At 49.8% G+C, this 20,512-nt stretch carries 16 protein-coding genes; 3 read left to right on the top strand and 13 right to left on the bottom strand.

Annotation, left to right across the window (positions count from 1 at the left end; genetic code table 11):
- The 8 genes from AC1VOR_RS17155 to AC1VOR_RS17120 all read right to left on the bottom strand — a co-directional run bounded on the left by AC1VOR_RS17155 (position 1) and on the right by AC1VOR_RS17120 (position 11,067).
- Positions 1-825 carry a VanW family protein gene (locus AC1VOR_RS17155; RefSeq protein WP_482619531.1) on the bottom strand — a complete coding sequence of 275 codons (825 nt, stop codon included), beginning with the start codon at positions 823-825 and terminating at the stop codon, positions 1-3.
- Positions 826-1,002: 177 nt separating this feature from the next.
- Positions 1,003-2,631: an extracellular solute-binding protein gene (locus AC1VOR_RS17150; protein WP_482619529.1), complete on the bottom strand. Its 1,629-nt coding sequence runs from the start codon at positions 2,629-2,631 to the stop codon at positions 1,003-1,005.
- Between the two features lie 45 nt (positions 2,632-2,676).
- Entirely contained in the window at positions 2,677-3,597 is a 921-nt protein-coding gene (locus AC1VOR_RS17145) for a carbohydrate ABC transporter permease (RefSeq protein WP_482619527.1), read from the bottom strand.
- A 15-nt stretch (positions 3,598-3,612) separates the two neighbouring features.
- Positions 3,613-4,536: an ABC transporter permease gene (locus tag AC1VOR_RS17140; RefSeq protein ID WP_482619525.1), complete on the bottom strand. Its 924-nt coding sequence runs from the start codon at positions 4,534-4,536 to the stop codon at positions 3,613-3,615.
- A 341-nt stretch (positions 4,537-4,877) separates the two neighbouring features.
- Positions 4,878-6,980: a pullulanase-associated domain-containing protein gene (locus tag AC1VOR_RS17135; RefSeq protein ID WP_482619523.1), complete on the bottom strand. Its 2,103-nt coding sequence runs from the start codon at positions 6,978-6,980 to the stop codon at positions 4,878-4,880.
- Between the two features lie 46 nt (positions 6,981-7,026).
- Positions 7,027-8,310 carry an alpha-amylase family glycosyl hydrolase gene (locus AC1VOR_RS17130; RefSeq protein WP_482619522.1) on the bottom strand — a complete coding sequence of 428 codons (1,284 nt, stop codon included), beginning with the start codon at positions 8,308-8,310 and terminating at the stop codon, positions 7,027-7,029.
- 27 nt (positions 8,311-8,337) lie between these two features.
- Positions 8,338-9,381, bottom strand: coding sequence for a LacI family DNA-binding transcriptional regulator (locus AC1VOR_RS17125; RefSeq protein WP_482619520.1), 1,044 nt, complete (start codon positions 9,379-9,381; stop codon positions 8,338-8,340).
- A gap of 48 nt (positions 9,382-9,429) precedes the next feature.
- Positions 9,430-11,067, bottom strand: a complete 1,638-nt coding sequence (locus tag AC1VOR_RS17120; protein ID WP_482619518.1) for an extracellular solute-binding protein — start codon at positions 11,065-11,067, stop codon at positions 9,430-9,432.
- Positions 11,068-11,442: 375 nt separating this feature from the next.
- On the opposite strand from AC1VOR_RS17120, the gene AC1VOR_RS17115 reads away from it, so the two are divergent.
- Together AC1VOR_RS17115 and AC1VOR_RS17110 are read left to right on the top strand one after the other, a co-directional pair.
- The gene (locus AC1VOR_RS17115; RefSeq protein ID WP_482619516.1) at positions 11,443-13,176 is read left to right on the top strand and encodes a sensor histidine kinase; all 1,734 of its coding nucleotides are present in this window, start codon (positions 11,443-11,445) and stop codon (positions 13,174-13,176) included.
- Between the two features lie 10 nt (positions 13,177-13,186).
- Positions 13,187-14,818, top strand: coding sequence for a response regulator transcription factor (locus AC1VOR_RS17110; RefSeq protein ID WP_482619514.1), 1,632 nt, complete (start codon positions 13,187-13,189; stop codon positions 14,816-14,818).
- Between the two features lie 17 nt (positions 14,819-14,835).
- On the opposite strand, the gene AC1VOR_RS17105 is transcribed toward AC1VOR_RS17110, so the two are convergent.
- Genes AC1VOR_RS17105 through AC1VOR_RS17085 form a run of 5 tightly spaced genes read right to left on the bottom strand, consistent with a single transcriptional unit; the run spans position 14,836 to position 18,944 of the window.
- Positions 14,836-15,399 (bottom strand): TlpA family protein disulfide reductase, encoded by a 564-nt coding sequence (locus AC1VOR_RS17105; protein WP_482619512.1) that lies wholly within the window; start codon positions 15,397-15,399, stop codon positions 14,836-14,838.
- Between the two features lie 4 nt (positions 15,400-15,403).
- Positions 15,404-16,135: an ABC transporter ATP-binding protein gene (locus tag AC1VOR_RS17100; protein ID WP_482619510.1), complete on the bottom strand. Its 732-nt coding sequence runs from the start codon at positions 16,133-16,135 to the stop codon at positions 15,404-15,406.
- Positions 16,128-16,949 (bottom strand): ABC transporter permease, encoded by an 822-nt coding sequence (locus AC1VOR_RS17095; protein WP_482619508.1) that lies wholly within the window; start codon positions 16,947-16,949, stop codon positions 16,128-16,130. Before AC1VOR_RS17095 ends, AC1VOR_RS17100 begins: the two co-directional genes overlap by 8 nt.
- Positions 16,950-16,977: 28 nt before the next feature.
- Complete coding sequence (locus tag AC1VOR_RS17090; protein WP_482619506.1) at positions 16,978-17,565, bottom strand: nitrous oxide reductase accessory protein NosL; 588 nt, start codon at positions 17,563-17,565, stop codon at positions 16,978-16,980.
- On the bottom strand, positions 17,562-18,944 hold the full coding sequence (locus AC1VOR_RS17085; RefSeq protein ID WP_482619505.1) for a right-handed parallel beta-helix repeat-containing protein: 1,383 nt from the start codon (positions 18,942-18,944) through the stop codon (positions 17,562-17,564). Before AC1VOR_RS17085 ends, AC1VOR_RS17090 begins: the two co-directional genes overlap by 4 nt.
- Before the next feature lie 216 nt (positions 18,945-19,160).
- Here AC1VOR_RS17085 and folE2 point away from each other — a divergent pair, with 216 nt between their 5' ends.
- Positions 19,161-20,084 carry a GTP cyclohydrolase FolE2 gene (gene folE2 / locus AC1VOR_RS17080; protein WP_482619503.1) on the top strand — a complete coding sequence of 308 codons (924 nt, stop codon included), beginning with the start codon at positions 19,161-19,163 and terminating at the stop codon, positions 20,082-20,084.
- Positions 20,085-20,512: the final 428 nt, after the last annotated feature.

Here is a 20,512-nt window from a genome sequence, read left to right as displayed (position 1 = left end):
CTAGCTACCCTCCTCATTCCCGTTGCCCGCCTCCAGGAAGGGCTGATACATCATCAGTGCATGATTCTCCGTAATAGGTTCATCTTGAACCAGTTCATTGGCTATGTTGTACGTTTTGCGACGAATACAATTATGTCTGGTGTATCCTCCCCAATACTCCTGGGTCATTCGATGATTGGTTTCATAAACACAATAGTAATAGGCTGGCTCTTCCATAGAGCGCCACTCTCCTACCAGATACTCGGAGGTCAAATCTAGCTTAAGTTGGTAGGGATATTCGGTAGGATTGTATATTTGCAAATCAAGATAATTATAGGCGCAGGTTGCCCCGCTACCGAAGGGCTGGGTTCTTGCTGCATCAGGGAATACGTCATAGCTGTGGCGATGCCGCTCTGTCACGATTAACGGAGTATGCAAGGTCATCCAATATATCAAGTTCGATAACTGGCATAAGCCTCCCCCTGTCCCTGGCTTGAACCCTCCATAGAACAATACCATTCCCTTAGCATAGCCTTTTCTCTGTGTCGGCTTGCCAATTAAACGCCAATAAGAGAACGTCTCTCCAGGTTGAAGGATAATCCCATCTAGTTTGGGAATGGCTAATCGAAGGTTGGTAATTTTGCCGTACTGGAGCTCCATATCCACGTCCTTCAATCGGCGCAATAGCGGGGTTTCGTGCCTGAATACGCGATGGGGCAGGCTCTTAATTGATTGCTGACGGGCATAAGCTACACCGCCTAGCAACCATTTCAGATACCTTTTATATGTAAAATATTGCTTTCCTACCAAAAGTCTCAACGCTGAACGGGGAACTGGTTTGAGCATACAACATCACCTTTCATCCCTGTTTTCCTCTATTAAACTTTAGTTCGCCGTCCCTCTCGCCCATCCCTGCCTCGTAAATGCACGGATCGTTAATCACAGCACACTACCTACGGCGAACGATAAAAAGCAAAAAAGCCCCGCCGCTCTCCAGTAAGGAAGTGACAGGGCCTATTCGTATTAATCTACACTCATATAACGGTTATAAGCATCCGTGCGAATTTTCATCAGCTTATCCAGCCCCATGTCGTTGAGCTTCTTCACGTAAGCATCCCAACCTTCTTCGATGCCGCCCTTGGTCACCCACTGAGCGCGCAGCGCAGCCACATAGCTATCGATGTCTGTCGTCAGCGTTGGCAGCTCCTGGAATTCCTCAGCCGTGTACATGACGTTAGGGAATGGGTCCGTTACGTATTCGCTGCCGAGCTTATCAATTTCCAGCTTCAAGCCGTCCCCGGCCTCCTTGTTCAACACGATCTTCTCTTCGAAGGCCGGGCTGACATATTTCGGACCAAAGTCACGCAGCGATTGCTCCCAATACCAAGCATCCGCGCTGGTTCCTTCTGGCGGGTCCATTAAAGTGTAAGTACCATCATCGTTCTTCTCAATAACTGTTCCAATCGCGCCCCAGAAATTTTGAATGCTTGCTTCATTTGTATAGAACTGGTCCGCCCAACGGGCAGCCACTTCCGGAAATTTGCAAGAGCTCGTAATCAGCATTTCGTTACGGTTAAAGCTCATGCCATTGGGATTCCCCGGATTATAACGTTTCCCATCTGGTCCGGCAATCGGTGGAATCATCGCATATTGATCACTCCATTTGCCAAATACGGCATCCGGCGTCCATTGGTTGCTGAAGCCAACAATGGCTGCATCCGCATTTTGCTGTTTGGCCGAGGTCATCGTAGCATCCTGAGTGAATAGTTCCTTATCGATCAGCCCCTCCGTATACAGCTTGTTAGCAAACTTCAGCCCTTCCTTGTATTCCTCGCTGACTGGATAGAACACCGGCTGGCCATCCTTCACCAACATGCTATTGGCGTTGATGTCAGTAATACCGAACGGATTCAGAAAATCCGGGGCCAGCCCCGTTTCTGTATACGGGATTTCGTCCGGCTTGCCATTGCCATTCGGGTCTTGCTCCTTGAACGCTTTTAGCACGTTATAGAGATCATCTGTCGTGTCCGGGAGGGGTAGCCCCAGCTTATCAAGCCATGCCTTGTTAATAACCGGCTGGTTTTTCGTTTTTGGCCGGGAAGGCAGGCGGGTCGGTAGAGAGTAAATTTTGCCGTCCGGGAAGGTGCTAATCTTCTTTAGCTCAGGTGTTTCAGCCATCGCTGCCTTCAAATTCGGCATATATTGATCGATATAGTCATCCAGTGGACGGAAATAGCTCAAATTATTCACGATATCCGAATCGGAGAAAGTCTGGTTCCCCAGGATGATATCAGGCAAGGTGCCGCTTGCCAGCATAATGGATTTCTGCTCGCTCCAATCGTTGGAGGAGACCACCTGCCACTCAATTTTCACATGGGTACTGGCCTCCAGATCCTTAAGCCACTGATTTTGGGTAAAGGTATCGCCCATATTACCCCAGCGCATGGTCAACACTTTTAACGTCACCGGCTCAGTTACGATAGGGAGACCTTCTTGATTGAAGTTTTCCGTTTCGCCTTGCCCCGTATTGCCTGTGTTGCCCGGATTGGCAGAACCGCCACTTCCGCAACCCGCTAATCCCAGTGCCAGCGTAGCTGCAAGAATCAAGGACATCCATTTCCCAGGCGAGAATTTTCCTGCCTTCTTGTTCATTTGAATTCCCCCATATGTTTGTAGTGAAGTTGCCTAGCATTCAGACTAACTCTTAACGGCGCCAATCATCACCCCCTGATTAAAGTATTTCTGTACAAAGGGGTACACGCACATGATCGGTACCGTAGCGATGATTATGACAGAATAGCGCATCAGATTGGCCATCCGAAGGGCAATTTGGGCTGCCTCTCCGGTCCCCATCCCCGATTGCATCTGGTTAGTTATCAGGATATTGCGAAGAATGAGCTGGAGCGGGTGCAGGTCCGGATTCTTTAAATAAATCAAGGCATTAAAATAGGAGTTCCAATAACCTACCGCAATCCATAAGCCCAGTACCGCAATGATTGCCTTGGACAACGGCAGCACGATTTGAGCAAAATATCGCAGATTACCACAGCCATCCAGTTGGGCCGCTTCCCACAAGTCCTCGGGAATACTGGACTGGAAGAACGTTCTCGCCACGATGATATCATAGACGATGACCGAGAAGGGCAACACCATAACCAGAAACGTATCGTACATATGAAAATCACGAATGGTCAGGAAGGTGGGGATCAAACCTCCGCTGAAGAACATGGTAAAAATGAAGAACAGCGAGAGAAATTTTCGCCCCACCAAATCCTTGCGAGATAACGCATAGGCCGCACAGATATTGACCAATAGTCCAATGGCCGTGCCCACTACGGTGTATAATATCGTGTTGCGATAGCCAATCCAGATATTCTCATGCTTGAACAGTTCCTTGTATCCGTCCAGCGTGAAACCCTTGGGCAGTACCCAGACCTGACCCCCCGCGACCGCTGACGGGTCACTGAAGGAAGCGATTACGATAAAATATAACGGATACATTAACACGATCAGAAACAAGACCGCAAAGATATACAGCAGGATATCCATCACTCTATCGGATGACTGAGGATGAGTCTTCCCTGCGACGGGACGCACTACCGGATTTACGGAGTTCATCGTTTTTCTCCTCTCTTACCAAAGGCTATTCTCGCTGAATTTCTTGGAAATCTGATTGACGAGAATAAGCAGCATGAAGTTAATAACGGTGTTGAACAGGTTGACAGCCGAGGAGAAGCTATATTGGCTACTCAGCAGCCCGATCTTATAAATGTACGTAGACAAAATCTCGCTTGAGGTGATATTCAAGTCATTTTGCATCAAATACACTTTCTCAAAGCCTACCCCCAGCAGGCCGCCTACCCGCAGAATTAACAAAATAATCGCCGTTGGCATCAGCATCGGAATATCAATATAACGTACCTTATGCCAGCGGCTGGCTCCGTCTACCGTTGCTGCTTCATATAAGCTTGGGTCCACGGTAGACAATGCCGCGATAAAGATAATGCTGTCCCAGCCTACATGCTGCCAGACGTCCGACCAAACATAAATGCTGCTGAACCATCCGGCTGACCCGATCAAGTCGGGGGCCTCTCCACCAAATAGCTTGTATAAATTACCGACCAGCCCTGTGCTTGGCGAGAGCAAAATCAGCATCAGTCCCACCATCACGACGGTTGAGATAAAATGCGGCATATAGGAAACGGTCTGGAAAAAGCGGCGGAAGCGGCCCGCCTTCATCTGATTCACCATCAAAGCCAGTACGATGGGAATCGGAAATGTGGCAATGCTATACAAGCTGATAATAATCGTATTCTTTATCGTTGTTGAGAACTGATAAGAATTGAAGAACTTCTCAAAATGCTTGAACCCCACCCAGGGGCTCCCGTTAATGCCAAGCGCCGGGCTATAATCCTTGAACGCAATCAGCACGCCGTACATCGGCTTATACGCGAAGAGCAGCGTCAGTATCACTGCTGGCAGCAGTAGCAAATACAGTCCACTGTTCCGCTTGATTTGCCCCAGGGTCCGCCCCAGATGAGAAGCACCCGATTTCATGACATCCCCTCCCTCTTTTTTTTGTATATATCCTCCTGTTAGATGTCTGCCGCTTGCCCCCTTAGTATAGCGCCCGCCCTTGGGCGATTATCGGACCAGAAGCAGTCGTTAACCGGACTTTTTCTCGTCGGCTCGGTATTGGCTTGCTAGGTACAAAGCAGGAATTGACGGAAACAGGACCAATTCTGGCACTATCCGGACCAAGGAGGCATAAACGGGAAAAAGCCGCCCACACCCTCAGTACGTTGAAAATACTCAACGTGTTGAAGAAGTGTGAACGACTTCATAAAATTACTACCTATACGGTTTAGAGCAACCACGAAGGCCTGCTTAACGCCCTGTTATTGTGTGAACACCTGATAACCCCAGGCCGCCAGGTTAAACGTATGGCTTGCTCCAAGTGTGGCACTGGACGAATCAAACACATTCTGATAGGTACCCGCAGCATGGCCAAGCTGCACAGTCGAGGAACGTGGTGTACCGGACAGGTTCAGGAGCACAATCACCCGATTCCCCTCCTTCTCCCGTTCGAAAGCCAGCACCTGACTGTCTGATGAAGCCAGATACTTCATGGCCCCTCCGGCTTCCCCGTTCCACAGCGCCGAATTATTCTTCTTCAAGTGAACCAGCGTCTGATAGAAGGCTTGCTTGGACAGATCACTCCAGTCAATCTCGTCTTTCTCGAAGAATTCAAGCCGTTTGTCCAAGCCTGCTTCCTGACCGGAATAAATTAACGGCATGCCTGGCACTGTAAAGCTAAGCACCGCATTTACATCTTCGGCCGGACCGAACATTTCAGCCACCGTTCCCTCCCATGAATTCGTGTCATGGTTCGTGATGTAGTTCATCGGATAAGAGCCTGCTGGATACCTCTGCTGCTGCCCCTCCAGGAACGAACGCACGGCCTCGGCGCTCACGCCCCCGCCGGGAATTCCCTTCATGATGTTATAGAATAGTCCCATATTGTAATTCGAATTGAAGGCCTTATGAAGCAAGCCAATTTGGGTATCATCCTCGGCCAGCATATACACTGGCTTGATGGCATCCAGCGCCTCCCGTGCATCCTCCCAGAAGTCCTGAGGCACGCCAGAAGCAAAGTCCGCCCGGTATCCGTCAATATCCGCCTCTTCAACCCAGTAGGTCAGGGCATCAATCATCGCTGCCCGCATATCGGCATTGTTAAAGTTAAGCTCTGCTACGTCGGTCCAGCCATCGGGGGCTACAATTTCACCATTCCCATCCGTTACATACCAGGCCTTGTTCTGAATCCACGGATGATCCCAGCCGGTATGATTAGCTACCCAGTCCAGCATGACCTTGAAGCCAAGCTCATGGGCCCGGTCCACCAGATGTTGAAAATCAGCCATTGTGCCAAACTCGGGATTGACGCCCTTATAATCGGCAACGGCGTAATATGAGCCCAAGGTTCCAACCCGGTTCTCCTCAGAGATCGGATGGATGGGCATCAGCCAGAGGATTTCTACGCCAAGCTCTTTCAGGCGTGGCAGATGGGCTTCTAATGCGGCAAAGGTGCCTTCTTCCGTATACTGCCGGACGTTAACCTCATAGATCACGGAATCCTTCGACCACTCCGGAAAATGAGCTTCGCTCCCTCCAGATCCACCATCCCCAGGTGGCGAGGTATAAATACCCGAATCATTTTGCTTGAGATAGATGGTACGATATTGCCCCAATTGGTTGAAGGTCCGCTCTACTCCATCTTTGTCGCCAGTCACCCGATTGACAACGATGAAGCTCACCTTCTGCGCACTGGCACTTAAGGCCACGTCGATGTAAGCACCATGGTCGTCCACTTGCTCCCCGGAAAATGCGGACGCCCCCTCTGGCCAGCTACCTTCTTCTTCGGATGGTTCCGCCACGTCATCCCATAACCATAATCCCCAGTCCTCATATTGGCCGTCCGTTCGCTGATAATAAATGCGCAGATCGCCCTGGCTTGGTCCTGAAGGCGGCTCCAGACTGACCACGTCAGAGCCTTCCTTGATCCAGACCTCCTTAGGTCCCGAAGCGGATAAGCTGACGTATTTATCATTGGCATCCTTTACACCGCTGAGCTTGTTCAGCACGATAAAGTTAAGATGAGCTGCATTGGCCTTGAGCGGCACGTCCATATAGGCGCCATAATCAGAGGTCTGAAGGTTGCTGAAGGCGACCGCTCCTGTGGGCCATTCCCCCAACTCTTCAGACGGAACAGCTACATCTCCCCAGAGCCATAACCCCATGTCCCCATACTGCTGATCAGCCCGCTGATAATGTACTCTTAGCGTATTCGCCGGAACATCGCTGGTCAGAGCTTCCACCGAACTTCCTTCATCTGCTGCGGCCCGCACCAAGGAGGCAGCCCCCAAGCTACCTGCTGTGAACGTCAAGACCATAACCCAAACGACCATCATTGCTGTCAAAGACCTGAAACGGTTTGTCACTGTTCATTTCCCCTCTCTAATATCATCTGAAAAGCATGGTGAAGCGTTACAGTTCGATAATTATCGGTTGATTATGAATGTACAAATGTCCGTCAGTTACTGTTACTTCACGATGATCAATCAGATTAAGATATACACCGTCCGCAAGCCCCACCTCCACTTCGACTGCTCTTCCCTGCAAGCTGAATATGCCAGTCAGTTGCCGATGTTCTAGCGCGTATCTTCCAATGACAACACTTTCCTCATCAATGGCCGTAAAGCGGCATATTCCCTCAGCCATGATCTCCTTCTGCTTAATCTTATATAGCGCCTGAAACAACCAGGATAAGTCTTGGCCCGACTGCCAATCGACGGGTTCCTTCCCGAACAAGTCCGGGCAGATGACACTCGCCCGTTCCTGTCCTCCATAAATAAGCGGAACCCCCTTCTGGAAATACATGAAGGCCGTCCAGTGAAGCAATGCCGCTTCATTCGGGAGTAAGGCCGCAGCGCGTGCCCGGTCATGATTCTCCAGAAAACGCAGCTTCACGTAATTATTGGCATAAATGTATTCCTGCGCATTGATCCGTTCCACGTACTGGCTAAGCGTATTACCTCCAGAGAGATAGCCAGCGAAATAGGGATAAGTATCGTAATCGTAGCAAACATCGAAGCTTTGCAATATTTCCGCATCGGATAAACCCGTCATGCCTCGGGAGCGTAGATGCAAAATAAAATCCGGCTCCACCGATTCTGCCAGCCACAGACAGTCAGGATTAACCTCGGCAACAGCCTCACGGGCATACAGCCAGAAGTCCAGCGGTAACAGTGAAGCTACATCGCAGCGGAAGCCATCTACCAGGCCTGCCCACATCTTCAAGGTGTCCACTTGAACATCCCAAAGCTCCTTCTGGTTATAATCCAGATCAACGATATCGCCCCAATCACCGATGCGATTGCCCAGAGCACCTTCAGGTGTGCGATAGAAAAACTCAGGGTGATGCTTGACCAACCAAGCGTCGGGGGAGGTATGGTTATAAACCACATCGATGATGACTTTCATCCCATTACCATGAATCGCATGGACCAGTTCCTTGAAATCTTCCTTTGTACCCAGCTCCGGATTGATCTCGCGGTAATTACGGATGGCATAAGGACTTCCCAAGGTTCCCTTACGTGACTCAAGGCCAATCGGATGGATCGGCAGCAGCCAGATGATATCAACCCCAAGGTCCCTAATGCGACCAAGATCGGAGCGCAGAGCCTGGAATGTACCTTCTGCCGTGTGATTACGAACATACACCGAATATATGACACTGTTACGTAGTGTTTTTTTCGTCGTTGTAGCCACCGGGCATTCCCCCCTCTTCTTAAGCATTTACAAAATTACGGAAGACTCGCGGACAATAAGCCGATGCGGAGTAAAGCACCAACTGGCCATGGATTGCCCGTCTTCATGATATTGGCCCCTGATTCTGCGAATCAGCATCTCCACTGCCGTACGCCCCAATCGGTCCAGGCCCATATCTACACTGGTAATCGAAGGGATAGCCATGGCTGCAAGCTGTGAATTATGCAAGCTCACAAGTGCCATATCCTCCGGAACCCGGAATCCCAGTTCATTCAGTGCACCCAGGATGCCCCAGGCTACGACATCATGGGTAATTACCATAGCTGTGGGGCGAAGCTGAAGCTGCATTAAGCGTGACACCTCATTGCAATATGCACCGGGAGACCACGCCTCCCTTGCTACGATCCACTCGGCATAGCCTTTAAAATCATGATGGTGCAAAGCCCTTTGATAGCCTTTTAGCCGGAGGCTGGAATCCTCTCGCTCCAATGAATGGCAAACTAGTCCGATACGCGTATGACCCATGGAGATTAAATGATGAGTGGCATCATAAGCTACCCCAGCATGGTCAGTATCCACAGACCAAATAGGATGCTGCTGTCGATTACGTCCAATAAGGACCACCCGATCCTCAACTTCATCCAGTCCATCAAAGAGGGTAGACCCATCCCTGCCAGAATCCAGTACAATTAAGCCATCTACACGACGACTCCGCAAAAGCCGCTTGATCTCTGTGGCACCGTATTTCCCGTCAGAATAGGAGACCGGGCCGAGCAAAATATCAAAGTCCTGCTGGCGAGCCTGCGCAGTAATGCTATGCACTAATTCCATGGCATACGGGTGAGGAAGCTGATCCTCACCGTAGCCAGGTATAAGAACACCGATAACACCCGTTGTATGTGAGGCTAATCCCTTAGCCATCCTGTTAGGCTGATATCCGGTTATAGCCACAGCCCGTTGAACTTTGCGGGAAATCTCCATCCCTACCCTCGGGTGGCCAGATAATACCCGCGTGACCGTGGCGGGAGAGACCCCGGCTCTGCGGGCAACCTCTTTAATCCCGGCCTTCATGAATATCTCTCCGCCGCTCTTGCGGCACCATCAACGTAGCAGAGCACACTATTTAGCGCCTGCATAACGGTTATAGGCTTCGGTACGAATTTGTAGCAGCCGTTCCAGCCCCATGTCGTTCAGCTTCTTGATGTAGGTGTCCCAATCCTTGTCGATTCCGCCTTTAGTAACCCACCCTGCCCGCATCGTGGCAACATAGCTATCAATATCCGTGGTCAAGGTCGGCAATTCACGGAACTCATCGGCGGTGTACATCACGCTCGGAAACGGCATCGTCACGAATTCACTACCGAGCTTATCAATCTCCAGCTTAAGTCCATCCCCGGTCTCCGGATTCAGCACCAGCTTCTCCTCAAAGGACGGACTGACATATTTCGGTCCGAAGCTCCGCAGCGATTGCTCCCAATACCAAGCATCCGCACTCGTGCCTTCCGGCGGGTCCATCAGCGTGTAGGTCCCATCCTCATTCTTCTCGATCACGGTCCCAATCGCACCCCAGAAGTTCTGAATGCTGGCCTCATCGGTGTAAAATTGATCGGCCCACCGGGCCGCTACCTCCGGATAATCGCAGAACGTTGTAATGAGCAACTGGTTGCGGCTCAGACCATTCCCATTCGGATTGCCGTTCTGATATCGCTGACCATCCGGTCCCTTAAGAGGCGGAATCGCCACATACTGATCCCCCCATTTGCCGAAGACGGCATCGGGCGTCCACTGGTAGCTGAAGCCCACAATCGGCGCTTCCATGTTCTGCTGCTTGGCCGATGTCATGCTGCCATCCTGGGTATAGAGTTCCTTATCAATCAGACCCTCGCTGTACAATTGATGGGCCCATTTAATGCCTGCCTTGTATTCCTCTGAAGTGGGAATGAACAGCGGCTGGCCATCCTTCACCATCATATTGTTGTTGTTGAGGTCTGTAATGCCAAAGGGATCCAGCAAAGCGCCAAGCCCTGCTTCGGTATACGGAATTTCATCCTTTTTGCCGTTTCCATTGGGGTCCTGCTCCTTGAACGCTTTGAATACCGTATGGAGGTCCTCAATCGTGTCCGGAACCTCAAGCCCCAGCTTATCGAGCCATTGCTTGTTGATGACAGGCTGGCGTGTGCTCTTGGGAGAGGCTGGCTGACTTGCCGGCAAGGAATACATTTTCCCGTCCGGGAACGTGCTGATTTTCTTGAGCTCGGGCGATTGTTCCATCGCCGCTTTGAGATTAGGCATATAGGTATCGATATAATCGTCCAGTGGACGGAAATAGTTCAGGTTATTGATAATGTCCGAATCGCTCAGCGTCTGGTCACCGAGAATAATATCCGGCAATGTGCCGCTAGCCAGCATAATGGACTTCTGTTCACTCCAGTCATTAGAGGAGACAACCTGCCATTCGATGTTGACATTGGTGTTCTTCTCCAGGTCCTGTAGCCACTGATTTTTCGTAAAGGTATCGCCCATATTGCCCCAGCGCATCGTTAACACCTTCAAAGTAATCGGCTCAGATACAATCGGCAGACCTTCTTTATTGAAGCCGCTTTCGGTATTGGCATCACCGCTGCCTTCATTGGCCGGCGAGCCTGCATTGCCTGCAGTACCACCACAGCCTGTCACCACCAGACCCAGAGCCAATAGCAAGGTCATGGCCATGGACCAACGCCGTCTAACCGGCATTTTCTTATTGAACCTTCTCATGTTAACCCCCCGTTAATGTGAAATATTGAGCATTATGTCAAGTTTTCTTGCGGAAGCTAGGCTTCACCTTCAGTATAAACTCCCAGCATCTGACAAACTGGACCCCTTGCGGTAAAAATCCGGACCTTTGCCCAAGGCTTGTCTTCCGCCAGTGATATTGAAACGGGAGTGAACAGGCAAGTTATGACGTTATTCAGACCTTACTATGTCCTTTTCGGACTTTCCGGTCCAGGCCGGGAAATCGCGTATTCTATTTTAAAATGAAAGATTTATAATAAAGATAGCACCTCATAAAAGCGCATTCATAAGTGCATTACACATCATTTTAGGGCGCGCTGCGGTTGCGCGCGGGAAAGGTTGCAGCGAGGGCGAGCCATGAACAAATCTACAGAAAATAAACAGTATCCCATTCGGCATTATGTCAATATCATGTTTCTCATTTCCTTTATTGTCCTGGTCGTGGATTTTGCCATCAGCATTTCGGCGATCTCCATCGTCAAACAGCAATCCACCCGGTATTTACAGGACACGGCCAACTTGTATATTCAGCGGATTAATCATGATTTTGCCTACATTAATCACTATATCGGCTGGACCCTGGCTAACGACGAAAGCCTGCGGGCGATGAATACAAGCAGCATGAATAGCATCGAATTTTTTGAGGGGAATGAGAATTTGCATAAACGCTTTAACGAGCTGCAAAAAAACTATGGGCAGGAATACAACTTTTTTGTCTATCTGAAGAAACAGGATTTTTTCCTCAACTGCGCGCCGATCAGCATTCCCTACTCTCATTATGTTCAGCTTAAGGAACAAATCATGGCCAATGTAGAGGCTGACCGGAATGTATATGAGAAAATTTATTCCAAATGGACCCCGGTGAAGATTGATGATACCTATTACATTACCAATATAGTTCCGTACTACGACAGCTACATGATCAGTCTGGTGTCTGCCGATAATCTCATCCGTCCCTTGCGGCAGCTCAATTTAGGGGATAATGGATTCGTCTCCCTGATTGACAGCAGCAACCGGCATCTGAGCAGCCCCGTCTCCAACAACGGCAAGCCGCTAGAGGAAATGCCCGTTCCCTCTTCCCTGCCGAATCTGTTCCAGGCCGGCACAACCGTGGATGGAGAGTTCACCGATGCTTCCTTCCATGTCCAACTGGTCATTCAGTTCGGAGCATTCGAGAAGATTATGGTGGCCCAGCTTCTGATCATTCTTCTGGCTGTCATCCTGACTTGCAGCCTGGGCTTTATCCTGCTTTATTTTCGCAACAAAGTCCTGCTGCCCATCAAGAGCTTCTCCTACAATTTGGCCTTCTGGACGGAAGACGGCGAGCCGCTGGAATTCGAGAGCAGCAAGATTGTGGAGTTAGAGCGAGCAGGGAACCAATTTGTGAATCTGGTCAGTCAAATCAAGAAATTTAAAATTGATCTGTATGAGCGGGAGCTAGAGAAGCAACGCATCCAACTGGATTATATGAAGCTGCAAATCAAACCCCACTTCTTCTTGAATTGCTTGACTAACATTTATAGCATGGCGCAAATGCAGATGCATGAGGAAATCGAGCAAATGGCCTTATCTACCTCGAAGTATTTTCGTTATATCTTTCAGAACGACGGAGACTTTGTAAGATTGGGGGACGAGATTGAGCATGTGAGGATCTACCTGGATATTCAGAAGCACCGGTACCAGAACGCCTTGGCCTATCACATTGAGCAAGCAGACGAACTGGCCGATACGCCTATCCCACCGCTCGTGCTGCAAACCTTTGTAGAGAATGCGGTCAAATACGCGGTATCCCGGGTCTCGGAGGTACAGGTGAAGCTCTTCGTGAGAGCCGATGAGGAAGATGGGGCAAAGCGCATGACGATCGGTATAACCGATACAGGACCAGGATTTCCGCCCGATATTCTGCATGATTTGCAGCAGAGGTTGCCTCTGGATCAATCAGCCGGAACTCATATCGGCATCATGAACACACTGCAACGCTTGAATTCCCTGTATCATGGCCTCGCCCATGTATCTTTCTCTAATGACAAAAATGGTGGCGCCTGCGTCACTTTATCTCTCCCGGTCATGCCGGAACGAACAGGAGTGTGAGGGTAGCCCGATGAATGCATTAATTGTTGATGATGATTACTATGTTGTTACGGCCTTGGAGAAGAAGATTGACTGGGGCCAGCTTGGGATAGAGAACGTATTTACAGCCAACAATGTGGCGCAAGCTCGGGAGGTATTACAGCTACACCCGGTGCAAATCCTGATCTCGGACATAGAGATGCCGCAGGGCAGCGGACTGGAGCTGCTGGCCTGGATTCGGGAGGAGAACTATGCGGTGCAAGCTATCTTTCTTACCAATTATGCCGACTTCAATTACGCACAAAAGGCCATTGAGTTGCAAAGCTTTGAATACTTCTTGAAGCCGATAGAATTTGATAAGCTCAAATTAATTCTGCAAAAGGCCATCGTGCAGGCCAAGGAACTGCAAAATCGGGAGAAAGCCATTCAGGAGGGGGGCTACTGGCAGAAAAATCAGGCCAATCTCGCGGAATACTTCTGGCGCAAGCTGGTTGGTGCAAGCGTCTCCGCTCCCGTCAAGCCTGCAGCCGTGGTGCAGGCCATGGAGGACCAGCATCTTGTCTATTCAATGAACGACCTGATTCAGCCCGTGCTCATTCATGTATTCCCTTATAACGGCAGTATGGGGCGGGAGGAAAAAAGCTTGTTCGACTTCGCCGTACAAAATGTGCTGCATGAGCTGCTACAGGACCCCCGATTCACCGCTGAAGCCGTGCTGGAATTCCGTGAGTATCATTGGATTGTCATTCTGAAATGGAAGCAGCAGCCTGAATCTGCCGTGCTGGAGGAATTGTGGAGTTCATGGTTCGAGCGGGCTGGCGCCTATTTGAAATGTGATGCCTGTTGTTGTATTGGACTGTCTGGCCAAATTGAAAACATGGGTCCCGTGCTCCACCAGTTGCTGGCTATGAATGATAATCTGCCGAAGACGCGCAACCGCACTTACTGGGCGGAACGGGATGGTCGGCCAAGACAACCTGAATATCAACCGCCCGATCTGATGCACCTGGAAGAACTGCTGCATCAGAACAATCCCGGGGACTTCCTGAAGGAAACCTCGCGTTATCTGAGGGACCGGCTGGACCGCCAAACACTGGACACCGCCGGGCTGGCCTTGTTCCGGCTGGACATTGTGCAGCTTGTCTATGCCTTTCTTAAGTTGAAGGGGATTGAAGCCCATAAGTTGTATGCGGCCAAAGCTAATGAACAACTGCTGGCACAGTCCCTTTATTCAATTGAGGATATGGAAACATACGTGACTTACCTGGTTCATACCGCGATGGCTTATCACGATTTTGCTACAGAACCAAACTCCGTGGCTGAAGAAATCAAGCAATATATTCATGACCATTATGGAGAGGATTTGACCCGCAATGACTTGGCGGAAGTGGTCTATCTGAATCCTGATTATCTGGCCCGCCTATTTAAGAAGGAAACCGGTATCTCTCTGGGTAGCTATGTTATCCAAGTCCGCATCTCCGTAGCAAAACGTTTGCTGGAGACAACCAAGCTATCCGTTTATGCGGTAGCCAATCAGGTGGGGTATACCAACTATTCCTATTTCTCCAAGTTGTTCAAGCAAGAAGTCGGGGTGACTCCCAACGAATATAAAAAGCAGCCGCGGGTTCAGGTCAAACCCTCTCGCCCTTTATCGCAGACGTAAAGAGCTAAATGCTGGCACTATTGAGGGGAAAAGGTTGACCTGGCTTCATCAATATAGGCTTGAAGCTGCTCTGCACTGGTAATCTCTCCGAAGATCGGCTGGGCGATGTCTCCATATGGATCAATGACATAGGTGGTCGGCAGGGAGGTTACCCCGTACAGCTCAGAGATTCTGCCGGTAGCATCCAGGATGACGGGGAATTCAAAGCCATGCCCGGTTAGAAATTCATTAACCGTGGCCCGCGATTCGCCCACATTCACGAATAACACGCTAACTTCGGAAGCCTGCTCCTGGGCCAGACGCTCGATCAAAGGCAACTCATTTACGCAAGGGCCACACCAGGAAGCCCAGAAGTTCAACACGACGGCCTTGCCTTGACTAGCGGTCAGAGACACCTGGCCTCCTTTGCTATCGACAGCCTCAAAGATTGGAGCAGCACGGCCCACATCCAATCGTCTGTTCCCCGCTTCCTGGACATCCGAACGCCAGGCCGAAGCTACAGCCCACAAGGTAGCTCCAGCCAACACCAAGGCCAGCAGCCACGCGAGGGGACGGCGCCAGTTACGATTGACCTTGGTCATCTCGTCACTCCTCCCAAGAACCAAGTCCCAAGCTTTGCTGAAAAGCACGGTGTAGTGGAAGAGGGCCATAAAGCGCACGGAAATGCTCCACCGGCCCTTCTCCACAAATACGTCCGTCGTTCAAGAAGATGACCTCGTCGGCCAGTTCTTCGGCAATATCCAGTTGGTGCGTCGAGAATAATACAGTTTGTCCTTCCAGCTTCACTCTCTTCAAGATAGCTACAAACTCCTGCATCCAATACGGGTCCAGGCCATTGGTCGGCTCATCCATCAATATCAGGGATGGGGATGAGAGCATAGCCTGAGCAAATAACACCCGTTGCCGCATACCCTTGGAGTAGGAACTGACCCGCTTATTCCGCTTGTCGTGGAGGCCTACCAGCGCCAGCACTTCCCGAACCCGCGACTCCGGCACCCGGCGAAGTGATGCCCAGAACGACAAAATTTCTTCCGCCGTCAAGCCTGCCGGGAATTGAAAATCATCGGGCATATAACCAATCTGCCTGGCAAATTTCTTTCGGTCTTCTTTCCACTGCAAGCCGCCTACACGAATATCTCCGGAGGTCGGCTGAAGGATACCGGCGACCATACGCAAGATCGTGCTTTTTCCTGCTCCGTTGCCCCCACACAACCCAACGATGCTTCCAGCAGGCACCTGAAAGGACACTTCATGCACAATGGTCTGGCTTTTAATGATTTTATTCAGGCCAGACACAGTTACCAATGGTTCAGCCATGTGTTCTCCCCCTCTCCCAGATCGTGTACACAATGCCTAACGCAGAGAGCAGCCAGAGGACAAATAAAGCTATAAACCACAGGCTTCCCCCAGGCCCTTGAATCCACGTCACCCATTGGTAATATTCAGGCCCCAGGATAGAGCCCCCTCCTAGCTTGACCACAACGAACAATCTGACGAATTCCGCCGGGTTCAACAAGGTCAACGTCACTAGAAGTGGCTTGATCCACAAGTAAGGCACGAATCCGAGCACGGCGATGAGAATTGCGGGCCAGCCGATGACAGCAAAGAACCAAACCATGACCGAGATCGTCATCGCCTGCCAGCGATTTCGGGATAAAGCGCCGATCACCAGAGCTAACGCCAGAAATAGCAGGACCAAACCACAGGAAAATGAGAAGAACAACAGATAGGTGTTCACCTCGAAGCGCTGTCCCATTAACACTGCAATGACACCCATTAATCCGTAGCCAAAGGAGAGGATCGTCAGCAATACAGCCGCCAGACCCGCAAACTTCCCCAGCAAGAACGGCAAGGTGCCTAGAGGATACGTTGCCAGTAAAGACCAACTGCCTTCTTCCTTCTCCCCTGTCAGCGAGAAGGAGCCAAGGAACAATGCCATTAAAGGCAGGAGGTACAGAATCAGACTAAGCATTGAACCGGTCACTCCCGAATATCCACTAATGTCGGTTTGCGCATTAATCAGTAGCAAGCAGAGGCTAAACACCGAAAATAAAATCAGAAAGGAATAGGCCCACGGATTGCGAAACCCTACCTTGAGTTCCTTACGTGCAATTTGTAGCAGATCCGCCATGAACAGTAGCTCCATTCCTTTAAATTAATTAATGACCGTCGTGCCCTGCGTTGCTCTCATGATTACCATCGGCTGCGTCGCCATGGGAATGTTCCTCTTTGCTGTCGCCATGCGAGTGCCCCTCTTCCCCCTCTTCATGCGAGTGCATATCCATCATCCCTCCGCTTTGCTCCCAGGTATGATTCTTCAGATCTGCCGAGCTCAGCAGGGTGCCCACACCTTGCTCAGCCATAAATACTTCAGCAGAGGCTTCATCCTTAAAGCTGACAATTCCATATGCCATCGGGGTACGAATAGAAGCATCGTAAACATAGACCGCTTTATCGAACTCGATCCATGCCTTATCGTTGTAGTCACGTACAAAGTCCGTACCAATATCATCCGTCCCATGTTGCTTTTTCCACTCATTCATACAGCCGATATCGTCAAACTTCAAGCTCTTGCCTTCCTTGGTAACGATTTGAGTGGCATAGGCATCATCCTTCACCTGCATATTGCAAATGACGCAAACATCCACATCTTCGTTAATGGGCTGGGCTGCATAAGTTTTCGCGCCGCAGCCTGCAAGCACCACCAGTACTAGCATCAAAGCCGTGATAAGCATTCCTTGTTTCATGATTTTCGTCCTCCTGAATAAATGATAGTTAAGATGGATGTCAGCAATAGTATCGAGGCGATGATGGCCATAAAGGCTGACTCCGAAATATACTCTCGTTCTGCCAGCGCACCGGATACGGCCTGCGACATATTGGGCGATACTCTTGGAGCAAGATCCGTTGTCCAGCTATTCCGTTCCCCTTCATACATGCCGCTTAAGAAGCTAATGCCCGGCGATTGAAAGAACAATTGATAAGCAGCATCCCTCGATATAAGCTGGGTATAAAACGGGTTCATGACATAATTGAGTTCACTAACCCCATCCCCGTTCAAGTCCAGCACCTGCGCGGAATCCCAATAGTTGAGTTCTATCTGATTGGCCCCGCTGTCCCTGGCTTCTGCCTCAATTACATTAGCTACAAAATCATTATGATGAATGAGATTATCCTCAGCATCAACAAATTGAATGCCCACAAAATTACGGTAAATTGAGTTGTTCATCAGTTCATTACCACTCGACATCTCCAAATAAATGCCCACTCGGTTACCGTCTACAACGTTCTTCTCCACCACGGAAGACTGTACATCATAAAGCAGAATACCCTGCGAATAGACATTGGCGCTTTGCTTGGTGAAGGAATTCTCGGCAATCCTTACATTCGTCACCCCCATCACCATAGCCCCGGTCATGTTATACTCCCCGGAATTGCCTATAATCTGGGTACCGTCAATATACATACAATGAATACCGTAACGGGAGCCTACAATTCTATTATTGATAATCTCCAGGTTGGTACTGTTCTCCAAGTAAATGCCGTCCCTCATTCTGAGTATACGGTTGCCCTCAAGCTGGTTCTCGTGGGAATTGTACAAATCGATGCCGTTCCCCTTCTCAGCAATGCGGGCTGTGCCTTGCTGTCCGCTATCCCAAGCAATTACATTATTCAGCACAACGCCCCCGTCCGCATTACGCAGAACGATGCCAAAACCGCGTGTTGTGATACGCAAGTCTTGCAGCAGGAAGCCGTCAGCCTGAACCGTAACCGCTGCCAATTCTTCACCGTCTTGTTGCTGAGCAATACGAAGTCCACGCACCGTAACGTCTTCCGAGGAAATAGTCATAGCAGAGATAGAGTCATGATTAATCAGTGCAGCCCCTGTACCCTCTATTGTGATTGGCTTATCAATCTGAACGGGCCCAACATATTTCTGTTCCCCCAGCACAATGCGTTCCCCCGGTTTAGCCTGATCGATCAACTTCTGCAGGGAAGGGAGGGATTCCTCTTCGTTCTCTTCACCGAAGACGAGTGTGGGAGGCCACATCAGATTTAGCCCGATACCTCCTAGTAGGAGCAGGGCTGATAGTATGGAGAAGCTCCATTTACGTAATCCCTTCAAGATTAGAAACACCCCTATATCATCATAAGCAATAACTTTTATCGCTTAATATAGCCCATCCGAGTGATATAACGGGGGAAACTCACTATTTTTATGTCATTTTTGTGACATATCACTAATGCAAACGCATGATGAGTTGTTTACCAGCTTACTTCGGTATAGTATAATTATTTGTAATTATTACGAATAAAATTCAACGAAGTTAAGGAGTCTGCTATGCAACCTACCTATACCCCCAAGCTCCTTCCGGCCAAAGTGATTAGGCACCGCCGGTTCGGTTCCTCGGACCCCGTTCCCGGCAATAAGCCCATCGTCAAGGAGCAAATGTCTGATTTGCAAAATCAACGGGAAGACTATCTGTTCGCTATTGATCAAGTTGGCATCAGCCGGGTGCGCCACCCTGTTCAGGTTGAATCCGACCTTAAGCCTTCGTCTCAAACTTCCATTGCGGAGATTACGTTAACGACAAGCTTGCTGCAGGAGTCCAAGGGCATTAACATGAGCCGATTAACCGAGCAACTGGAGTTGTACCGCCAGCAAGGTGGGTCCACCCGGCTCTCGGAGTTGTGTGGCTTCACCCGTGAACTGGCGGAGCGAATGGAGCAGAGCAATGCGGAGATAACGCTGACCTTCCCCTGGTTCTATGAGCGCTCAGCCCCGGCCACAGGGCAAAGTGGCCTCAACCATGCCGATGTCACCATTAAGATCGGCTACGAGAAGGGCGGGCCCTATACCGCTGAGATTGGCCTTCAGGTGGCTGTTACCACCTTATGCCCATGCTCCAAGGAGATCAGCGAGTACAGTGCTCATAATCAACGAGGCATCGTATCGGTGACGGCCGTTGTTGACCCGCTGGCCTTGCAGGCAGCAGATTGGAAGACGCTGCTGCTGGAAGCGGCCGAGTCCAACGCCAGTAGTGCGTTGCATCCGGTTCTTAAACGACCGGATGAGAAGAGAGTCACGGAGCAAGCCTATGAAAACCCCCGGTTTGTAGAGGATATGGTCCGACTTGTAGCCGCAGATATGTATGAGATGGAAGGCGTACAAGCCTTCATCGTGGAATGCCGCAATGAGGAATCCATTCATATGCACGATGCCTGGGCTAGAATCGCTTATGACAAGAGGGTATTCCATAGCTAAAGCGTGGGTGTTTCATAGCTAAACTGAAGTTATTTGCATAGCTGAAATTTGGAAGGGAATACCTTCAGCTACAGAAAACAGAGGCCTTATTTGTAAAAAACCAAGGAACTCAGCGTCTATCTCTGCTGAGTTCCTTGGTTTTTCGTCATCCACCCTGCCTCTTGTAAACCAATTGTGGCAGGTGGAAACCTCGGTTGTTGGTTAGTTGATTAGTTGTGCGAATCATTATGCTCGCATGGTCCTTCCACAGATTAGTGGGAAATTCTCCATCTAATTATTTCATTTCTATTGAAATTTACAATTTAGATGGAAATCCACCCGTTAATCCAGGCATATTCATAGAAAACGGATGATTTCCGGTATATTATAGGGAGAAATTCCCTATAAATCAGATAAATCCTCTGTTTTTCTGCAAATAACGGGACCTT

It is taken from the genome of Paenibacillus sp. 1SOY10 (genome assembly GCF_056836745.1).
Note: the sequence above shows the minus strand (reverse complement) of the source record. Positions and strands in the feature narration are given on the sequence as shown.